This is a genomic window from Aestuarium sp. (assembly GCF_023253315.1).
Taxonomy (GTDB): Bacteria; Pseudomonadota; Alphaproteobacteria; order Rhodobacterales; family Rhodobacteraceae; genus Marivivens; species Marivivens donghaensis.
On sequence record NZ_JALRGW010000012.1, the window covers coordinates 22,646 to 41,153 of the forward strand.

Below are 18,508 nucleotides of genomic sequence, written 5' to 3' on the forward strand. Positions count from 1 at the left end.
AACATGCGTTCATTTAATTTCCAATTCATCGTAATAGCCCTATTTTACATGGTTATTTGAATTATTTACGTTGCGGTAAATCGGTTTACCACATTCCACTGTTACCGAAGCTTTACTTGCCATTCGCAGGCCTGCCCCCTACCCCTCCGTTTCACAGTACGGAGATTTTTATGGGCACGATCACCTTTATTCGCCACGGACAGGCCAATTCGCACGCGAAAACAGAAGAAGACTATGACCGACTGTCAGAACTGGGCCATCAGCAAGCAGAATGGCTAGGTGATTGGTTCAGCGCTCAAGGTGAAGCCTTTGATCAGGTCATCGCGGGGAGCCTTCGCCGTCACAAAGAAACCGCTGCGGGTATGGGGTTTGCCGATCCGCTGATTGATCCCCGACTGAACGAGATGGATTATTTCAACCTCGGTCGTGCCATGGAAGACGTTCACGGCGTCCCGATGCCTGACGGCGATGGGTTTGCCGAACATGTCCCGCAAGTGATGGAGGCGTGGCATCGCGCGGAAATCATGGGCAACGAAACCTTTAAATCGTTCGAAAATCGGGTCAGCGGCATTCTGGGTGAAGCGCTTCAGCCAGGTCGTAACGTGCTCTGCGTCACGTCGGGCGGAGTGATTGCGATGATCATGCGGCACCTTCTCGACCTTGATCCGCGGCGAATGGCCTACATGACGCTTCCGATCTTCAATACGTCAATTCACCGCGTGCATGTCTCGCCGGTCGGGCCTATCCTAGCAGGGTTTAATTCTATTCCCCATTTGGAGGCCTCTTCTCGTGCCCACGCCCGAACTCATTTCTAACGTCCATCTTTGGGTCCGCGCCGAGCAGCGCCAAAACGAAGAACGGGTTGGGATTACCCCGAATGGGGTCGCTGACCTTTTGGCCAAAGGGTTCAAAGTCACGGTCGAAGAAAGCTCACAGCGCATCATTCCAATTTCGGAATACCGCGACACTGGGTGCGACATCGCACCCGAAGGGTCGTGGGAAACCGCCCCGAGCGATGCAATCATTTTTGGGCTAAAAGAGTTACCCGAAACGGGCACGCCGCTACGGCATCGCCACATCATGTTCGGTCACGCCTACAAGGGTCAGCCTTCTGGGCGTGTTCTCCTTGACCGTTTTAAAGCAGGCGGCGGCACGCTCTATGACCTAGAATACCTCACTTTTGAGGATGGGCGACGTGTTGCGGCTTTCGGTTACTGGGCTGGCTATGCAGGAGCAGCAGTCACCGCGCTCGCCCTCGCTGCGCAACCTGCTGAATGTTCGCCCGTCACCACATTTTCGAGTGCGACAGACATGGCGAATACGGTGCGCGATGCACTGAATGGACGCCCAACGACAGCGTTGATCATTGGCGCGTTGGGTCGCGTTGGGTCTGGTGCTGCAGCGCTCTGCGAAGCTGCGGGCATTAGCGTTACAAAATGGGATATGGCTGAAACAGCAAGCGGCGGCCCGTTCCCCGAAATTCTCGACCACGATCTGTTCTTTAACTGCATTTTAGCACGACCGGGGACGCCCGTTTTTGTGCCCGCCAGCACACCGACCGATCCCCGCAAACTCCGCGCGATTGGCGATATTGCTTGTGATCCTGACAGTGATTTTTCACCGATCAAGGTCTACGATCGCACGACCACTTGGGACGCACCAATCATCCGCGTGCATAACAATCCACCGCTGGACGTTATGGCTATCGACAACCTTCCGTCGCTTTTACCTCGTGAAAGTTCAGAAGATTACGCGGGACAATTGTTCGCTCACCTCGCGACCTTGGACCAGATCGACCACGATGTATGGGGCCGCGCAAAAGCGACCTTCGACGAACATCTCTAAAAGACAGAGAGCGTTGCCCTATTCGGGGCAGCGCTCGTATTTAAACGCGTAACCGTTCCAGACCATGATGATACCATTGGTGTCCTTGGCATCCATGATCATGGCGCGTTCGGTCCACATATCGGCTTCGCCAGAGCATTGCATGGTGAACAACGTCGCATCCATATCGACCACATTCACCGGATGTGTCATGCGACATTCCATATCGACGCCGTAAAAGATGTTGTCCGCGATTTTAAGCGCACCACCGTCGACGCCGACCAATCCACAGTCTGCATTGGCAACTTGACGGTAAACGCCATCGAAAGGATTAGCCGCAGCTACCATCGGCAACATGATTAGTGCGGCGATGAGGCCGCACCGCATCAGAGTGCCTCCAGATCCGAAATCAGACCATCAATGTCACCGCGACGGCGGTCGAGCATCGAACCGATCTCGGTGCGCTCTGAGGTGATCATGTTGATCCCCTCGATAAAGAGGTTGATGAACTTCGGACGGCCAGAACCGTCAGAAATCACAAAGCTCACTTCGAACGGCGCCTGACCTTGCAGGATTGCCATTGCGCGTACTTCAACGCCGTTCGGAACGGTGGCAGCTTCACGCACTTCGATACTGCCACCGATAAACTCACGGAACCTGCGGCCATATTTCGACGCGACATAGCTGCGGAATGCAGTGACAAACCGCGTGCGCTGGCTATCGGTAGCGCGACGCCAATCCGCACCCAATGCGGTCCGTGCAATGATCGGCACGTCAGCGTAGGTGTCAAAAATCGTCTCAAAATCCGAGATCATCGCTGCCTCGGATTTACCAGAGCCGATGACCTTATTGATATCGCCGACCAGCGCATCGACCAAAGTGGTCGCCTGCGCTGTGCTTAACGCGAATGCGGTATGAGGGAAAACAGCTGCGGCGGCTGCAAAGGCAAACAGGGAACGACGGGTAACAAGCGTGGCCATTACTGGTCCTCATATGGATCGAAATAGGGATCGGCGTATGGGTCGATATAAGCGTCCTGTACCACAGTTCCGAGCTCATACCGACGGTTGTCGAGGTAAATAATCCGTGTCTGGGCGTAACTATCCGCGCTTTCGTACAACACGGAATCGATCGTTGACCCCAACTGCCCCCGCGTGATCACGACATCCGCAGCACGCGCAGCAGAGAGATAAGGTTTCACATCGTCGTGGACCCAATTGCCCAGCGGGTTGATGAAGAAATCTACCAACTCACCGACAGCATCACGTTCAGTCGATGGGCCGAGCGCGGGCAGTTCGACATATGCGCCTTCAGGCACACCCCAGACCGACAGCGTTTCGCCAAAGTCCGTCTTTTCTTCGTAAAGGCCAATTGCATCCGCAGGATCAAACAAACCACCGATGCCAAAGATCGTGTTCACGATAAACCGCAACGAGTTCGTACCGAACCCTTTGATATCGCCTTGCAAAACACCGTTCACCATCATCCCAGGCAAAGCGATGTTTTCGGCAAAGTTCGTAACGGGACCAGTGATCTCCATCGGCATCGCAGCGGTCACACGGGACGCGGGGCGCAAAATGGCACGGTCCAGTCCAACGTTGAATTCATGCACCTTACGGTTCGTTGCTTCGTAGGGGTCATGGATCGCAACACCTTCGGGTGCTTGCGAACAAGCAACAAGGAAAAGCGAGGCCGACACGGCAGTGATCGTCAATAACTTGGTCAATGGCTTATCGATTCTGATTTCACGTCTTTGCGGCACCAAATAGCGCCAATCTAAACAATCCAACAGCCCACTAGAAACTACGCTCTAACCGTGACCCAAAGGAGACAATAACCCTTACTATCATACCAATCCTGTAACGTGAACATGTCAGCCAAAGAACGGCAGTTTTACGCGCCTTATCGCATCGGAACGATTGCACCCCGCCCCGACCAAAGCTAGCGTCACGCCAAATCAGATGACCGGAGTGAACCATGAGCACCATCGAAACCAAACTCGCTGAACTGGGTGTGACCCTACCCGACGCACCAGCTCCTGCTGCGAACTATGTCCCGTTTGTTCAGTCGGGCAATCTTGTGCATGTGTCCGGCCAAATCTCGAACGGCCCTGATGGGCTGATCAAAGGTCGTCTGGGTGACACCATGTCGGTCGAGGATGGCGCGAAGGCTGCGAAGACCTGCGCGATTGCGCTCCTCGCTCAGCTAAAAGCAGCTTGCGGTGGTGACATTGATCGTCTGGTGCGCGTTGTAAAACTGAACGCCTTCGTCGCATCGGCCCCCGATTTCCACGACCAGCCTAAGGTCGTGAACGGCGCCTCTGACTTCCTCGTTGAAGCTCTGGGCGACATTGGCCGCCACGCACGTTCAGCCGTGGGCGTTGCCGCGCTGCCCTTGGGCGTCGCCGTCGAAATCGACGCTGTATTCGAGATCGCATAATGCTACCGGCTGATTTTCTGACCCGCCCTATTGCTCATCGCGCCTTGCACGACAAAGCGGCTGGTCGGGTCGAAAACAGCCCGAGCGCCATTCAGGCCGCCATCGAAAAGGGCTACGGGATCGAGATCGACCTCCAACTGTCCAAAGATGGCGTGCCGATGGTTTTTCACGACTACGCGCTGAACCGCCTGACAAATGAAACGGGTGCAGTCGCCCAACGAACCTCTGCCGAGCTATCACAGATCACCCTGACAGGTGGCACCGACACTATTCCGACCTTTGCAGAGGTTCTGGAACAAGTGTCTGGCCGTGTGCCCCTGTTGATCGAGATTAAGGATCAGGATGGCGCGCTAGGCCCCAAAGTAGGCCCGTTGGAAGACGCCACTGCGGCGTTGTTAAAGGACTACAAAGGCCCCGTGGCGGTCATGTCGTTCAACCCACATTCCGTGGCCCATATGGCGACTGTCTTGCCCGATATTCCTCGCGGCCTAACCACTTGCAATTATGTTTCCGAAGATTGGCCAACGATCCCCAAGGTCACACGAGAGCGGCTTGCGTTGATCCCTGATTATGAAACGGCAGGCGCTTGTTTCATTAGTCATCAGCACGACGAATTGGACGCCAAGCGCGTCGCGGAATTGGCCGAAATGGGGGCAAAAATCCTGTGCTGGACGATCCGTTCCACCGAAGAGGAAAAAAAAGCTCGCCAAATCGCGGATAACATCACTTTCGAAGGGTATCTCGCTTGACCACGCGAACAGGCCGCACAGTTTTGTAGCCATGACCGACGTGATTGAAATATCAATGAGAAGCGCCATAGCCGACATCCCAGCAGAGGACTGGGATGCCTGCGCAAATCCGTCTGGTGGCCGCCCCGTTGATCCATTCACGGCGCATCGGTTTCTGTCAGCCTTAGAACTGAGCGGTTCGGTTGGACGCGGGACAGGATGGGACCCACGATACCTTGTCGCGACCAAAGCAGACCAGATCATCGGCGTCGCACCGCTCTACGTTAAAAGCCACTCTCAAGGGGAATATGTCTTTGACCACAGCTGGGCCGATGCTCTGCAACGGGCGGGTGGACAGTATTACCCAAAGCTTCAGATCGCGGTGCCGTTTACACCCGCCACAGGTCGGCGATTTCTAACAAGAGCGGGCTATGAGCCAGAGGCACTCTCGGCTTTGATACAAGGCACGGTTCAATTGGCTTTTGACAATGGTCTGTCCTCCATGCACGTCACATTTTGCACTGAGGACGAGGCCATCGCGGGTCAGTCAATGGGATTGCTCCACCGTGTTGGACAGCAGTTCCATTGGGAAAATCACGGATATGACAGCTTTGACGATTTCCTGAACGACCTCTCCAGCCGCAAACGCAAAGCGATCCGCAAAGAACGCGAACAGGCGCAGAGGTTCGGCGGTGAGATCAAAAGCTTCACGGGCGATGAGATACAGGCCGAACACTGGGACTATTTCTGGCGGTTTTACCAAGACACGGGCAGTCGCAAATGGGGATCGCCCTATCTGACTCGCGCGTTTTTCGACATCGCCCATAATACACTCAGGGACGATATACTGCTGGTACTGGCTCTATCCGATGACAGCCCTGTCGCTGGTGCACTGAACTTCATCGGTCGCGATACGCTTTTTGGCCGCTACTGGGGTTGCACCGAACATCACCCCTGCCTTCATTTCGAACTCTGCTACTATCAAGCCATCGACTATGCGATTTCCCACGGCCTGAGAGTCGAAGCAGGGGCGCAGGGTGAACACAAACTGGCGCGCGGGTATTTACCGAACCCGACACATTCCCTTCACTGGATCGCAAATCCATCGTTTCGCGCCGCCGTGTCAGATTTTCTAGATCATGAACGTCAGCTTATCGACGAAGAAATAGAGATCCTGACGGATTACGGACCATTCAAATCCACGACAATCGAGGAGCAAGATTAATGGACATCACAACCCTTGCCGCCAAAGGCTGGACGAAGACCGATGATGGCACTGCAATCCAAAAAACATTCGTGTTTCGCAACTTTGTCGATGCCTTCGGTTTTATGACCCGCGCCGCTTTTTGGGCGGAAAAGTGGAATCATCACCCCGAATGGTCTAACTCTTACAAAACGGTGGTTGTGAAACTCACCACACATGATGCCGGCGGTCTGACGGAGAAGGACATCAAGCTGGCCGTAAAAATGGAAGAACTTGAAGGACGATGATGCAAGACCTGCTGCAAACCGAAATCTACAACGGCAAAACCATTGCTGACTACCTAACACTCGAATTTGTCGCGGGCCTCGCTGGGGATATCCTCTCAGTCGTACTGATCATCGTGTTGGGGTTTGTGCTGTCGGGCTGGGTACGCCGGCGTATCGTTGCGATAGGTGGCCGTAACAAACATCTCGATGTCACGTTGTTCAACTTCTTGGGCAACATCGTGCGTTACTTGATCCTCGCATTTGCGTCCCTCTTTGTCCTGAACACATTCGGCATCCAGACAACATCGCTTGTTGCTCTAATCGGTGCGGCAGGTTTGGCAATTGGCTTGGCCCTGCAGGGCACGCTATCGAACGTAGCTGCGGGCGTAATGATTATCCTGTTCCGCCCGATTAAGATCGGCGATTTTGTCCAAGTGAGCGGCGTGTCTGGCACCGTCAAAGACATTTCCTTGAACTACACAGAGCTTGCCGACGCTGGAAACGTTCAGGTCATCGTGCCCAACGCGCAAGTTTGGGGAAACACGATCACCAACTTCTCGGTTAACCAAACACGTCGCGCAGAGTGGATTTTCGGTGTCGGCTATGGGGCTGATCTGAAACTGGCTGAACAGGTGATCCGCGATACCATTCTAGCCGATCCACGATCACTGGCTGACCCTGCGCCGTTCCTTCAGGTCAACAACTTGGGTGATTTTTCAGTCGATTTCCTCTGCCGAGTTTGGGTTAAATCGAGCGACTACTTCCAATATCAGGCCGACATGAAGCGTCAGGTGAAGGAAGCGCTGGACAAAGCTGGCATCGACATTCCATTCCCGACACGAACAGTTCTGAACAATCAGGCGTAAATGAAAACGGCGGGGAAATCCCCGCCGTTTTCATTTCACAGCTGGTCGAGAAGCGTTTCAGCCGCCGACAACTCGCAAACCCCCGGGCTTTCTTCGAGGTTGAGAATCTTCACAACACCATCTTCAGCCAATAGCGTGTACCGTTTGGAGCGATCATAGAAACCTGCCGGTGGGGCCGTGAAGTCAAGCCCGATCGCTTTGGTAAACTCAGCCGACGCGTCACCCAAGAAATGCAAACCTGCTGCCGTTGCACCCGTCGCTTCGCCCCATGCTTTCATCACGAATGGATCGTTCACGGACACACAAATCACGGCATCGACGCCTTTTTCGTCCAGCGCCGCCTTGTTGCGAACAAAGCTAGGTACGTGGGCGGTCGAACATGTGCCTGTGTAGGCACCCGGCAAACCGAAAATTACAACTTTTTTGCCAGCAGTAAGCCCCGACAGAGCAACCTGCTCTGGCCCGTTTTCGCCCATACGCAACAAAGTTGCCTCGGGAAGCTTATCCCCTACCGAAATCGACATGTTATTTCCCCTGTTCTGAATTGCATGCAGCACGCGCTAAGATATAGGCTCCGCTTAAAAAGAGACCATAGAAATCGGAGGCAGCGATGCAACATTTTGTCGTGATTGGCGCAGGCCAAGCGGGTGCAACGCTTGTTGCACGTTTGCGGGCCGATGGGTTTGAGGGGAAGATCACCTTGATCGGGGCAGAGCCGGTGCATCCCTATCAGCGTCCACCGCTGTCCAAGGCCTATATGTTGGGTGAAATGGAGCTCTCGCGCCTCTTGCTTCGTGCGCCTGAGTGGTATGCGGAAAACAACATCGACCTGATGCTCGACACCCGCGTTGTGGGTGTGAACGCTGAGGCTAAGACCATCACCCTGCAGGGTGAGGTTGAGATGGCATATGACGAATTGGCGATCTGCACAGGCTCGCATCCGCGCACGCTGCCTGCGGCGATCGGTGGAACTTTGGACGGCGTTTATACCGTTCGCGACCTCAAGGACGCGGACACCATGGCGCCAGAGTTCACGGCGGGTCGCAAGCTCTTGGTCATCGGCGGCGGGTATATTGGTCTCGAAGCTGCCGCCGTTGCCGCAAAAAAGGGCTGCGAGGTTACCCTCGTTGAAATGGCGCCGCGCATTTTGCAGCGCGTGGCCTGTCCTGAGACGTCCGACTATTTCCGCGATCTCCACACCCAACATGGCGTGAACATCGTCGAAGGCGTCGGCCTCGATCATCTGGTGGGCACCGACCGCGTGACGGGTGCGGTTCTCTCGGATGGCACCAAACTCGACGTTGATTTTGCGATTGTTGGCGTCGGGATTATGCCCGCAACCATCCTCGCTCAGGCTGCAGGGGCGACCTGTTCGAACGGCATCGACACCGACGCCCATGGCCGCACGACCGTGCCGCACATATGGGCCGCAGGCGATTGCGCGAACCTGACCTTCAAAGGCCAGCGCCTGCGCATAGAAAGCGTCGGCAACGCCATCGATCAAGCCGAGGTCGTCGCCAAAAACATGATGGGCGGTTCGGTCGACTACATTCCTAAACCGTGGTTCTGGTCGGACCAATACGACGTGAAACTGCAAATCGCGGGCCTCAACATCGGCTACGATGCCGTCCACGTCAAAACCTACGCCGACACCCCCGACGCCCGCGTCCACTGGTACTACCAAGGCGACACCCTCATCGCCGTCGACGCCATCAACGCCGGCCGCGACTACATGGTCGGCAAACGCCTCATCGAAGCCGGCAAATCACCCGCGCCCGAGGTCATGGTCGATGAAACGACCGACCTGAAGGCACTGTTGAAGTGAGGATCATTGGCGGAGCGCATAGAGGTCACGCCCTCGCCGCTGTTGGGAAAGGGGACGCAGGCGCGCACCTTCGCCCGACGACGGATCGCGTTCGCGAAAGCTTGTTCAATGTCCTACTTGGAGGAAAATTTGGCAATCCAATTGAGGACACACATGTCCTAGATCTGTTCGCAGGCACAGGTGCATTGGGACTTGAAGCCCTGTCTCGTGGCGCAGCCCATGTTACCTTTGTCGATGATGGCCGCGTCGCACAAAAGCTCATCCGCGAGAATATCGCCAAGCTAAAACGTTCGTCTGATTGCACGCTCATTGGACGCGATGCGACAAAGCTGGGCCCCAATGTTGGCGAGCCCACTGAACTTGTTTTCCTCGACCCACCCTATGGAAAGGCGATGGGCCAGAAAGCCCTCGACGCGGCCTTGAACGGCGGTTGGATCGCCGATGATGCCATCATCGTTTGGGAAGAAAACGCACCGCAGGTCACACGTGCTGGCTTTGCGCTTTTGGATCAAAGACGGTATGGCGACACGTATATTTCTATTCTCGAAAGACAGTTATGATCCCTGACTTGGTTATTTTCGATTGCGACGGTGTGATCGTCGACAGTGAAGGTCCGACCTGTGACGCAATCGCGAAGAACCTCACTGGCTTTGGGTTTCCATTGGACAAAGCTGGAGTTCATGAACTGTTTGTGGGGCAGACACTGCATGACATTCATCGGGCAGGACGTGAACGTGGGCTGGCACTGCCTGACAATTGGGTCAGTGATCTCTATACCGAGATGTTCGAAGTCTTGGGCCAAGGTGTTCCGCTTTCGGACGATGTGATTGACCTCTTTGACGCGCTCGAAGCGCAAGGCACCCGCATCGCCATCGCGTCGAACGGGGCCATCGACAAAATGCGCGTGACCCTCTCGCCATACGGGCTTTTCGATCGCCTCAAAGACCGTATGTATTCAGGCCACGTTCAAGAGCCAAAGCCCAAAGCGGGTATGTTGGTCGCAGCGATGAAGCAAGCGAACGCATCGCCAGAGCGTACCTTCATGATCGACGACAGCACCGCTGGGGCAGGCGCAGCCGTCGCGGCAGGAACCCAGTTTATCGGCTATTCTGAACATGGGGGTGCAGAGAAGCTCGAACCTCTCGGGGTCGATATTGCCTATTCAATGGCAGACCTTCACGCACGGCTGGTCAAATAAAAAGGGCCGCCGAACGCGGCCCCCTTCGTCAATTACAGACGCAGTCAGTTCTGAACAAAAGCGCCTTTGGTTCCTGCCGCTGCAGCAACATCGGACCGTGCGGCCTCGACCAATGCCGCGCCATCAAAGCCCTTGGCATCCATCTCAGCGATCCATTCAGAAACGACCTCGTCACCCAGTGAAATCATACGTGCGGTTTCCGCCTCGCTGATTTCGCCAATGTCGTTTGCGGCAGCCATAATCTCGCGGCCCAGCGCATCACCTGTGTCGTGCGCGTAGCCCGCCCAACGGCTCGCATAGAGACCCGAGTTGGCGTCGATGATCGCCTGAAGGTCAGCAGGCAGGCTATCGTAGACGTCCTGGTTCATCGCCCACAGGAAATAGAGGTTGTAGAGCGCGTGATCGCCAGCAACATCCGAATGGCTGTCCGTCAATTCATCGAGCTTGAGCGACGGGGATTGCTCCCACGTGATCGCACCTCCATCAACGACGCCCTTCGCAAGCGCCTCAGGGAAGGCAGGCACGGGCATGCCGACTGCGGTGGCCCCCAGTTTTTCCAACAGCATCGTCGCCGTGCGGGTTGGGCCGCGGAGCGTCAAGCCGTTGAAGTCTTCAACCGTTTCAATCAGCGGGCCACGCTTGTGCACCAAACCGGGCCCATGCATGTGCGCGGCGATCAGATGAACATCTGCAAAGTCGTCCAACAGGAACTCTTGGGTATACTCCCACGCAGCCGCCGAGGCTTCTTCCGCCGATTTGGTCGTCATGAAAGGTAATTCGAGCGCCTCAGCTTCGGGGAAACGGCCAGCCTCATATCCGGGGATCACCCAGCCGCCATCTACGATGCCATCAGCAATCATGTCGTACATCTCTGGCGCGGCACCACCCAATTCCATGAATGGGTGCAAGACGATCTTGAGGCGACCGCCCGATTGTTCTTCGATCGCCTTAGCCCACGGCTCCATGAAATAGGTCGGGTTCGCCGAAAGCGGCGACACGAAGTGTTGAAAATGTAGGGTGTATTCTTGGGCTACAGCAGGCGTCACCGCACAGCCCATCACAGCTGCAAACGCAGCACTCTTTAGGGTCATTTCAGACCTCCTAAGATGATGAATGTCAGGGGGATGCCGCCGCTAGCGACATCCTTCACCTATGCCTTGCACCTTAAAATTGCAAGGTGATGCAAGTGGTTTAGCGCAACCGTCCGCAAGTTTTATTTTACCAAACGATTGAAAAGCACAGGAAAACTCCCCTACCGATCAGAGGTAAGTTGGGTGGAATTTCCCCGAGGGCGAGAGCGTGAAAATCTCTGCACCATCTGCACGGATACCAACCGAATGTTCGAACTGCGCAGACAGCGATTTATCACGGGTCACAGCAGTCCAATCATCAGCGAGCACTTTGGTCTCAGGACGACCAAGGTTCACCATCGGCTCGATGGTAAAGAACATGCCTTCCTCGAGAAGCGGCCCAGTCCCTGGACGACCGTAGTGCAGCACGTTCGGCGCAGCATGGAAAACACGTCCCAAGCCATGACCACAGAAGTCGCGCACCACAGACATACGGTGGCTTTCGACATAGCTCTGGATCGCGTGACCGATGTCGCCAAAGCGATTACCCGGTTTCGCTGCCTCAATGCCCAACATCAGCGCGTCGTGGGTGACTTGGATCAGGCGTTCGGCCTTACGCGACATCGAACCCGCAACATACATGCGGCTCGTATCACCAAACCAACCATCAACGATCACGGTCACGTCGATGTTCAGTATATCACCGTCTTTGAGTTTCTTCTCGCTCGGGATACCGTGGCAAACAACGTGGTTCATGCTGATACAGCTGGCATGCTGGTAGCCTTTGTAACCAATCGTGGCCGAGGTCGAGCCGCTGTCGTTCACCATTTCGGTGATCTTTGCGTCGAGTTCTGCCGTCGTCACTCCCGGCTGAATGAACGGAATGATGTCATCAAGGATCTGTGCTGCAACCTTGCCCGCCGCATGCATACCAGCAAAATCGGCATCTTCATAAATGCGAATTCCGTCTTTGGTCAGTCGTCCACGCAGATCTTCGGTCACGGTTAGTCTCCTTGTTTCTGCTGACCTCTTTATTAGCCTTCCCCGAAAAGGGCCAGACCTCAGACTGACAACGAAAACGGGATATCGCCCGCGATCTCGACACCTTTTGGGGAAATGCGGGTCGAAAGCGCGATGACCTCGACGCCAGCTGCCACCGCATCGCCCAGCGCGTTTGTGTATTTGGGGTCAATATCGGCAGCAGGCACCATGCGGTCGCAGTCTGTCCGCTGGACGAGGAACAGAACAATTGCGCGGTCACCAGCCTCTGCCATTTTGGCCAGTTCCGCCATGTGCTTTGCCCCGCGCGCAGTCACGCTATCGGGAAACTCGGCTAGTCCCGTCTGTCGGGACAGAGTAACCGATTTGACCTCAACCCAAGCGTCTCTCACGCCATCGCCAGACAATAGAAAATCGATCCGGCTATTTTCACCGTATTTCACTTCAGGCCTGACCACCAAGTAACCCGAAAGCGCCGCAATCTCGCGCTTTTCGAGCGCCTCTTTCAACGCACGGTTCGGAACCGAAGTATCAACGCCCGCGAAATGTCCGTTCTCGTGGTCCACGAGACGCCAACCATATTTAAGTTTCTTTTTGGGGTCGTCATTGGGTTCGATCCATATCTTGCTCCCCTCATTCGCAAGGCCCATCATGCTACCGGGGTTGGCGCAATGTGCCACTACCTCACGCCCATCTTCCAAACGACAGTCCGCGAGGAACCGTTTGTAGCGGCGGATGAGGCGAGCGGGGATCAATGGTGTGGAAAACTGCATAGTCCAGTTCTATACCCATTCTGAAGGATATGGAGAAGCCGATGCCAAACCCAACTGCCGCCATTCTCATCATTGGAGATGAAATCCTGTCAGGGCGCACCCGCGACAGCAATATGCACTATCTGGCTGGGCGACTGACCGAAGTCGGCATCGACCTAAAAGAAGTCCGCGTCGTCTCTGATGACCGCGAGGCGATCATCTCTGCGGTCAATGCTCTGCGCGAGACATACGGTTCGGTCTTTACCTCTGGCGGCATCGGGCCAACGCATGATGACATCACGGCGGACTGTATTGCAGCAGCGTTTGGCGTGGGGATCGACATCCGTCAGGATGCCTATGACCTGCTCAAAGCGCACTACGATGCGCGCGGGCAAGAGTTTAACGCAGCCCGCCAACGCATGGCTCGCATTCCCGACACGGCCTGCCTTATCGAAAACCCTGTTTCTACTGCGCCTGGGTTCAGCCTTGGGAATGTGCATGTCATGGCTGGGGTTCCATCGGTTTTTCAAGCCATGGTGGCCTCCGTCCTGCCATCACTGACTGGCGGTGCACCGCTGTTGTCACAGACGTATCGGATCAATCAGGGTGAAGGGACCATTGCGGGGCCGCTCTCGGAATTGGCCGCCGAATTCTCTGACCTTTCCATCGGCTCTTATCCGTTCATCATCGATGGCGTTCACGGGTCAAATATCGTGATACGTGGCTCGGACGGTGCACGCGTCGATCAGGCAATCGTCAAACTCGCAGGACTGTTTCCAGCATGAGCAACCCAACAGCCGCCGAACTCTACGACGTCATCGAACACACTTGGCCCTCTGCCAATCGCACCACCGTCGGCCCTTTTATCATTCGCGAAGGCCAAGGTGGGGGAAGCCGCGTTTCTGCCGCAACGGGGCCTGCTGGCGAAGCAGACCTACCCCTTGCCGAAGAGGCGATGCGAGCACTGGGGCAACCCTGTCAGTTCATGATACGCGACGGGGAGGCTGATTTTGACGCGATGCTGGCGGGCAAAGGGTATCGGATCAAGGATCCAGTGACGCTCTACGCCGCGCCGATTGATCGTATTGCCACGCATCGTCCGCCCCCTGTCACAACCTTTGAAGTTTGGCCTGCCTTAGCGATCCAAACTGACATCTGGGCAGAGGGTGGAATTGGGCCGGCCCGCCTTGCCGTTATGGAACGAGCCGATTGCCAGAAAACTACTATCCTCGGGCGTCTAAACGATACTCCAGCGGGCACAGCCTATGTCGGGATCAGCAACGGCATCGCAATGTTCCACGCGCTCGAAGTTGCGCAGCGATTCCGCCGTCAGGGATTGGCCGCCCACATGATCCGCGCGATGGCGTTCTGGGCAAAGACCAACGGCGCAACCCATTTTGCCTTGGTCGTGACCGAGGCAAATGTGGGCGCAAACGCGCTCTATGCTTCCCTCGGGTTCGACGTTGTGGGACACTACCACTACAGAATTCTACCGGAGTAGACCGTGACAAGAAAACCGACCGCGCTCGACCTTCCAATGGTCAATCCGCTGCCCGAGGCAACTCAGAAATATTTCGATATCTGTCAGGATAAACTAGGGATGATCCCTAACGTCCTGCAAGCCTATGCATTTGATATTGATAAGCTAAATGCGTTTACGGGCATGTATAACGACATCATGCTCGCCGCCTCTGGCCTCAGCAAGTTAGAGCGTGAAATGATCGCGGTTGTCGTGTCATCGGTGAATAAATGTTTCTACTGCCTAACCGCGCATGGTGCTGCCGTTCGCGAACTGTCAGGCAATCCGATCTTGGGTGAAATGCTCGTTATGAACTGGCGTGCGGCAGATTTGGATGCGCGGCAAACCGCGATGCTGGAATTTGCCGAACTCATCACCATTTCCAGCGCCAAGGTAACCCAGCGCGATCGCCAAGCCCTTCGCGATGCTGGCTTTACAGACCGTGACATCTGGGACATCGCGTCGGTCGCTGGCTTCTTTAACATGACCAACCGGATCGCTTCGGCCACCGACATGCGTCCAAACGACGAATACCATTCGCAGGCCCGATGATCCGTTACTTATCTTTCGTTTTGTTGTGTAGTCCGACGTTCGGTTTGGCGTTGACGATAGATATGCCTGCGAATGCGTCGCGGACCGCTCTCGTGGAGACCCCTCTTCAGAGCTTTAACGTCGCAACGGGTCCTTGGAATGGTCAAACCGTCCCGATGCAGATCATTGATGGCACAGTCACGACAGAGGTGTGGACGATTGATGCCGCGGGGCTAACAACGCTCCAAATCCTGTCACCCTTCAGGCAGCAGTTGGACGCCGAAGGCTATGACGTGATTTATGAATGCCGCACCGAAGATTGCGGCGGCTTCGATTTCCGCTTTGCAATCGATGTCGCGGCGCCGCCCGATATGCGTGTCGATTTGGGTGATTTCCGATATATCGCCGCCACAGGCCCTTCGGACACGGTCGCTCTTGTTATCAGCAAAACAGCAGCAGCAGGGTTTGTACAGATCACACGCGTTGGGGCTGGTGAAGCACCATTGGCTGATGCGACAACAGAAACGCTTCATTCGGTTTTACCTGATATAGCGGCCCCAACCGAAGAGGGTTTGCCCGCAATTTTGGAAAACACAGGGCATGTGGCGCTCGCTGATCTTCGGTTTGAAAGCGGGTCATCGACCCTCGGGCCGGGGCCGTTTGAAAGCCTCGCGACCCTGTCGGACTATCTGCTCCAAAACCCAGATCGAAGGATTGCTTTGGTTGGCCACACCGACAGCTCTGGTTCACTTGAGGGGAACATTGCCCTGTCCCGACAACGTGCAACCTCGGTCCAGACCCGCCTTATCGAAGCTTATGGCGTGCCTGCGACCCAACTCGAAGCGGATGGAACGGGGTATCTGGCCCCAATCGCATCCAACCTGACCGCTGAGGGACGCGAAGCCAATCGGCGCGTTGAGGCTGTACTACTCTCAACCGAGTAAACCGTGATCTGTCGAGCAACCGTGATGGTCGCCGAGAGCTTCTAGCACCCCACAAGTCTCAATAGTCCCATGATCATGGGTCATCGCGATCCGCGCCAGTTCCGCTTCTAGCCGCTGTAGGCGGGCAATGCGTTCACGGATATGATCCAGATGTGTTCGCGCAATTGCATGAGCCTCTGCGCAGGGCCGCCTCGGCGTATCCTCCATCGCGATCAAGTCGCGCACGGCATCCAAAGGCAGCCCCAAATCCCGCGCGTGTTTGATAAACGTCAACCGACGCACACCTTCAGCATCGTAGCGCCGCTGATTTCCTGACGTCCTATCGAACGGTTCTATCAGCCCGATTTCCTCATAATATCTGATCGTTGGGACCTTTACGGACGTGCGTTTTGATAGTTCGCCTATGGAATACATTTTTCCCTTGAACCTCTAGTGACTAGAGGAATTAGGATGGAAGAAAAGAAATATTTCAAGGTATAAAATGGCCCATTCCCACCACCATCATCACCATCACATTGATCCCAAATCTGGTGATGGCCGTATGGCGCTGGCCGTCGGTGTGAACATATTGCTCACGGTGGCTCAGATCATTGGCGGCATTCTATCGGGCAGCCTCGCTCTTATCGCGGATGCCCTGCATAACCTATCAGACGCGCTATCGCTTTTCATCGCGTTCTTTGCACGCAAGATTGCGCGTCGGCCCGCCGATGACATCATGACCTTTGGCTACGGACGCGCTGAAGTCGTTGCCGCGTTGATCAACTACACCTCGCTGATCCTCGTCGGGCTATGGCTGGCTTTTGAGGCGGTCATGCGATTTCTGGATCCCCAGCCCGTTGACGGCTGGTTGGTTGTAGGTTTAGCCAGCCTTGCGCTTGTGATAGACCTCGTGACTGCATGGCTGACGTTTCGTATGGCAAAAGACAGCGTGAATATCCGCGCTGCATTCTTGCACAACGTCGCTGATGCCTTAGGGTCTGTTGCCGTCATCGTTGCGGGAATAGCCATTCTCGTTTTTGACTGGGTATGGATTGACCCTGCGATCACGCTGCTCATCGCCACCTATATTCTGTGGATGGCATGGGGCGAAATGGGAGACGTGATCCGCATCCTAATGCTCGGCACGCCAGAGCATCTGTCACCCCAAGACGTTAAGGCAACGATCATGGCCGTCGAGGGCGTCGACGATTTGCATCATATGAAACTCTGGTCTGCCCAAGAACACGAAACCGCACTCACCGCCCATATCGTCGTCGCACAAAGCGCTTGGGGGAATGTCGCTTGGATCAGGCAGAACATCCGCAAGACGCTTCACGACGTTTATGGGATCGAAATGGTGACGCTTGAATTGGAAACGGCGCCAGAGGTTTGCCCCTGACGCCGCTGAATGGATCGACTTGTTTACCAGATTACCAGCTATCTGGTCCCTTTTCCGCATAGGCGTGCACGAGGAAATCGATGAACGCGCGCACCTTCGGTTGGGTAAAGCGGCCTGGCGGGTAGACGGCGTAAATGCCTTGGGTTTCGACGGGCAGGTCAGGAATGGCTTCTTCGACGAGACCCTGCTTCATTGCATCTGCATAGAGGAACGACGGCAGGTACGCGATGCCAAGGCCAGAGACGCAAGCGTTCAAAAGCGATTGGCCATCATTCACAGTGAGCCAACCAGCAGTCCGAACCTGACGCTTCTCACCGCTTGGCGCTGTGATCTTCCAAACCGCGCTGTTTGCTTGGTTTGAATAGTGAAGCAGTTTGTGATCGTTCAGATCGTCGATTTTTTGCGGTCGACCGTATTTCTGGAAATAATGCGGCGATGCGATCATCCGACGGTTGGTTTCCGTCAGCTTGCGTGCCCGAAGTGTGCTGTCTTCTAGCTCACCAATACGGATCGCCATGTCAAAGCCTTCGGAGATCAGCTCTACATAACGGTTGTTCAGCACCATATTGACGGTGATGTCAGGGAATTCCTGCAGGAACTCACCTAAGATCGGCGACAGGTGGTTCACTCCAAAATCGGTTGCCACTGAAATTCGCAACAGGCCTGACGGCGCAGATTGCATCGAAGTGACGAGTGAATCCGCTTCGCCAGCATCGTTGAGAACGCGGCGGGCGCGGTCGTAGTAGGCCAGACCAATCTCAGTCGGACTAACACGACGCGTCGTTCGGTTCAGAAGGCGCGCGCCAAGGCGAGCTTCGAGTGCAGATACGTGCTTCGAGACAGCGGATTTAGAAATCCCCATCTTCTTGGCGGCATCCGTAAAACCGCCTTGATCCACAACAGTGGCGAAGGCTTCCATTTCGGTAAGGCGATCCATTACTCGACCCTTTGATACTAATTCCTAG

24 protein-coding genes are annotated in these 18,508 nt (G+C 55.4%); 15 read left to right on the forward strand and 9 right to left on the reverse strand.

What is annotated here, in order from left to right:
* The first annotated feature begins 170 nt into the window (after positions 1-170).
* Together AC1QQ2_RS07960 and AC1QQ2_RS07965 are read left to right on the forward strand one after the other, a co-directional pair.
* Positions 171-815, forward strand: coding sequence for a histidine phosphatase family protein (locus AC1QQ2_RS07960; RefSeq protein WP_479712743.1), 645 nt, complete (start codon positions 171-173; stop codon positions 813-815).
* Entirely contained in the window at positions 790-1,845 is a 1,056-nt protein-coding gene (locus tag AC1QQ2_RS07965) for a saccharopine dehydrogenase (protein WP_479712744.1), read from the forward strand. Before AC1QQ2_RS07960 ends, AC1QQ2_RS07965 begins: the two co-directional genes overlap by 26 nt.
* Before the next feature lie 18 nt (positions 1,846-1,863).
* Here AC1QQ2_RS07965 and AC1QQ2_RS07970 read toward each other — a convergent pair whose 3' ends face one another.
* The 3 genes from AC1QQ2_RS07970 to AC1QQ2_RS07980 are packed head-to-tail and all read right to left on the reverse strand — an operon-like array spanning position 1,864 to position 3,550.
* Positions 1,864-2,211 carry a hypothetical protein gene (locus AC1QQ2_RS07970; protein WP_479712745.1) on the reverse strand — a complete coding sequence of 116 codons (348 nt, stop codon included), beginning with the start codon at positions 2,209-2,211 and terminating at the stop codon, positions 1,864-1,866.
* The gene (locus tag AC1QQ2_RS07975) at positions 2,211-2,804 is read right to left on the reverse strand and encodes an MlaC/ttg2D family ABC transporter substrate-binding protein (protein WP_479712746.1); all 594 of its coding nucleotides are present in this window, start codon (positions 2,802-2,804) and stop codon (positions 2,211-2,213) included. The genes AC1QQ2_RS07970 and AC1QQ2_RS07975 overlap by 1 nt, the downstream gene beginning before the upstream one ends.
* Positions 2,804-3,550: an MlaA family lipoprotein gene (locus tag AC1QQ2_RS07980; protein WP_479712747.1), complete on the reverse strand. Its 747-nt coding sequence runs from the start codon at positions 3,548-3,550 to the stop codon at positions 2,804-2,806. The genes AC1QQ2_RS07975 and AC1QQ2_RS07980 overlap by 1 nt, the downstream gene beginning before the upstream one ends.
* A gap of 251 nt (positions 3,551-3,801) precedes the next feature.
* Between AC1QQ2_RS07980 and AC1QQ2_RS07985 the strand changes: the two genes are divergently transcribed.
* The 5 genes from AC1QQ2_RS07985 to AC1QQ2_RS08005 are packed head-to-tail and all read left to right on the forward strand — an operon-like array spanning position 3,802 to position 7,327.
* On the forward strand, positions 3,802-4,263 hold the full coding sequence (locus AC1QQ2_RS07985; protein WP_105235967.1) for a RidA family protein: 462 nt from the start codon (positions 3,802-3,804) through the stop codon (positions 4,261-4,263).
* Positions 4,263-5,012: a glycerophosphodiester phosphodiesterase family protein gene (locus AC1QQ2_RS07990; protein ID WP_479712748.1), complete on the forward strand. Its 750-nt coding sequence runs from the start codon at positions 4,263-4,265 to the stop codon at positions 5,010-5,012. The genes AC1QQ2_RS07985 and AC1QQ2_RS07990 overlap by 1 nt, the downstream gene beginning before the upstream one ends.
* 31 nt (positions 5,013-5,043) lie before the next feature.
* A complete protein-coding gene (locus AC1QQ2_RS07995; protein ID WP_479712749.1) occupies positions 5,044-6,216 on the forward strand; it encodes a GNAT family N-acetyltransferase in 1,173 nt (390 codons plus the stop codon).
* Complete coding sequence (locus tag AC1QQ2_RS08000) at positions 6,216-6,482, forward strand: 4a-hydroxytetrahydrobiopterin dehydratase (RefSeq protein WP_479712750.1); 267 nt, start codon at positions 6,216-6,218, stop codon at positions 6,480-6,482. The genes AC1QQ2_RS07995 and AC1QQ2_RS08000 overlap by 1 nt, the downstream gene beginning before the upstream one ends.
* Positions 6,482-7,327, forward strand: coding sequence for a mechanosensitive ion channel family protein (locus tag AC1QQ2_RS08005; RefSeq protein ID WP_479712785.1), 846 nt, complete (start codon positions 6,482-6,484; stop codon positions 7,325-7,327). Before AC1QQ2_RS08000 ends, AC1QQ2_RS08005 begins: the two co-directional genes overlap by 1 nt.
* A gap of 35 nt (positions 7,328-7,362) precedes the next feature.
* Here the strand turns inward: AC1QQ2_RS08005 and AC1QQ2_RS08010 are convergent, their stop codons facing one another.
* Positions 7,363-7,851 (reverse strand): peroxiredoxin, encoded by a 489-nt coding sequence (locus AC1QQ2_RS08010; protein WP_249946802.1) that lies wholly within the window; start codon positions 7,849-7,851, stop codon positions 7,363-7,365.
* An 86-nt stretch (positions 7,852-7,937) separates the two neighbouring features.
* Here AC1QQ2_RS08010 and AC1QQ2_RS08015 point away from each other — a divergent pair, with 86 nt between their 5' ends.
* Genes AC1QQ2_RS08015 through AC1QQ2_RS08025 form a run of 3 tightly spaced genes read left to right on the forward strand, consistent with a single transcriptional unit; the run spans position 7,938 to position 10,350 of the window.
* Positions 7,938-9,152: an NAD(P)/FAD-dependent oxidoreductase gene (locus AC1QQ2_RS08015; protein WP_479712751.1), complete on the forward strand. Its 1,215-nt coding sequence runs from the start codon at positions 7,938-7,940 to the stop codon at positions 9,150-9,152.
* Positions 9,149-9,712: a 16S rRNA (guanine(966)-N(2))-methyltransferase RsmD gene (rsmD, locus tag AC1QQ2_RS08020; protein ID WP_479712752.1), complete on the forward strand. Its 564-nt coding sequence runs from the start codon at positions 9,149-9,151 to the stop codon at positions 9,710-9,712. Before AC1QQ2_RS08015 ends, rsmD begins: the two co-directional genes overlap by 4 nt.
* The gene (locus AC1QQ2_RS08025) at positions 9,709-10,350 is read left to right on the forward strand and encodes an HAD family hydrolase (RefSeq protein WP_479712753.1); all 642 of its coding nucleotides are present in this window, start codon (positions 9,709-9,711) and stop codon (positions 10,348-10,350) included. The genes rsmD and AC1QQ2_RS08025 overlap by 4 nt, the downstream gene beginning before the upstream one ends.
* 44 nt (positions 10,351-10,394) lie before the next feature.
* On the opposite strand, the gene AC1QQ2_RS08030 is transcribed toward AC1QQ2_RS08025, so the two are convergent.
* The 3 genes from AC1QQ2_RS08030 to sfsA all read right to left on the reverse strand — a co-directional run bounded on the left by AC1QQ2_RS08030 (position 10,395) and on the right by sfsA (position 13,192).
* Complete coding sequence (locus AC1QQ2_RS08030; protein ID WP_479712754.1) at positions 10,395-11,441, reverse strand: TRAP transporter substrate-binding protein; 1,047 nt, start codon at positions 11,439-11,441, stop codon at positions 10,395-10,397.
* Between the two features lie 168 nt (positions 11,442-11,609).
* Complete coding sequence (gene map / locus AC1QQ2_RS08035) at positions 11,610-12,422, reverse strand: type I methionyl aminopeptidase (protein WP_082959376.1); 813 nt, start codon at positions 12,420-12,422, stop codon at positions 11,610-11,612.
* Between the two features lie 59 nt (positions 12,423-12,481).
* A complete protein-coding gene (gene sfsA, locus AC1QQ2_RS08040) occupies positions 12,482-13,192 on the reverse strand; it encodes a DNA/RNA nuclease SfsA (RefSeq protein ID WP_479712755.1) in 711 nt (236 codons plus the stop codon).
* Positions 13,193-13,233: 41 nt separating this feature from the next.
* On the opposite strand from sfsA, the gene AC1QQ2_RS08045 reads away from it, so the two are divergent.
* Genes AC1QQ2_RS08045 through AC1QQ2_RS08060 form a run of 4 tightly spaced genes read left to right on the forward strand, consistent with a single transcriptional unit; the run spans position 13,234 to position 16,165 of the window.
* A complete protein-coding gene (locus AC1QQ2_RS08045) occupies positions 13,234-13,956 on the forward strand; it encodes a competence/damage-inducible protein A (protein WP_438986360.1) in 723 nt (240 codons plus the stop codon).
* Complete coding sequence (locus AC1QQ2_RS08050) at positions 13,953-14,672, forward strand: GNAT family N-acetyltransferase (RefSeq protein WP_479712756.1); 720 nt, start codon at positions 13,953-13,955, stop codon at positions 14,670-14,672. The genes AC1QQ2_RS08045 and AC1QQ2_RS08050 overlap by 4 nt, the downstream gene beginning before the upstream one ends.
* A gap of 36 nt (positions 14,673-14,708) precedes the next feature.
* The gene (locus AC1QQ2_RS08055) at positions 14,709-15,242 is read left to right on the forward strand and encodes a peroxidase-related enzyme (protein WP_479712786.1); all 534 of its coding nucleotides are present in this window, start codon (positions 14,709-14,711) and stop codon (positions 15,240-15,242) included.
* Positions 15,239-16,165, forward strand: a complete 927-nt coding sequence (locus AC1QQ2_RS08060; RefSeq protein ID WP_479712757.1) for an OmpA family protein — start codon at positions 15,239-15,241, stop codon at positions 16,163-16,165. The genes AC1QQ2_RS08055 and AC1QQ2_RS08060 overlap by 4 nt, the downstream gene beginning before the upstream one ends.
* Here AC1QQ2_RS08060 and AC1QQ2_RS08065 read toward each other — a convergent pair.
* Positions 16,154-16,579, reverse strand: a complete 426-nt coding sequence (locus AC1QQ2_RS08065; RefSeq protein WP_479712758.1) for a MerR family transcriptional regulator — start codon at positions 16,577-16,579, stop codon at positions 16,154-16,156. The genes AC1QQ2_RS08060 and AC1QQ2_RS08065 overlap by 12 nt on opposite strands.
* A gap of 67 nt (positions 16,580-16,646) precedes the next feature.
* Here AC1QQ2_RS08065 and AC1QQ2_RS08070 point away from each other — a divergent pair, with 67 nt between their 5' ends.
* A complete protein-coding gene (locus AC1QQ2_RS08070) occupies positions 16,647-17,543 on the forward strand; it encodes a cation diffusion facilitator family transporter (protein WP_479712759.1) in 897 nt (298 codons plus the stop codon).
* Positions 17,544-17,574: 31 nt separating this feature from the next.
* On the opposite strand, the gene AC1QQ2_RS08075 is transcribed toward AC1QQ2_RS08070, so the two are convergent.
* Positions 17,575-18,480, reverse strand: coding sequence for a LysR family transcriptional regulator (locus AC1QQ2_RS08075; RefSeq protein WP_067547198.1), 906 nt, complete (start codon positions 18,478-18,480; stop codon positions 17,575-17,577).
* Positions 18,481-18,508: the final 28 nt, after the last annotated feature.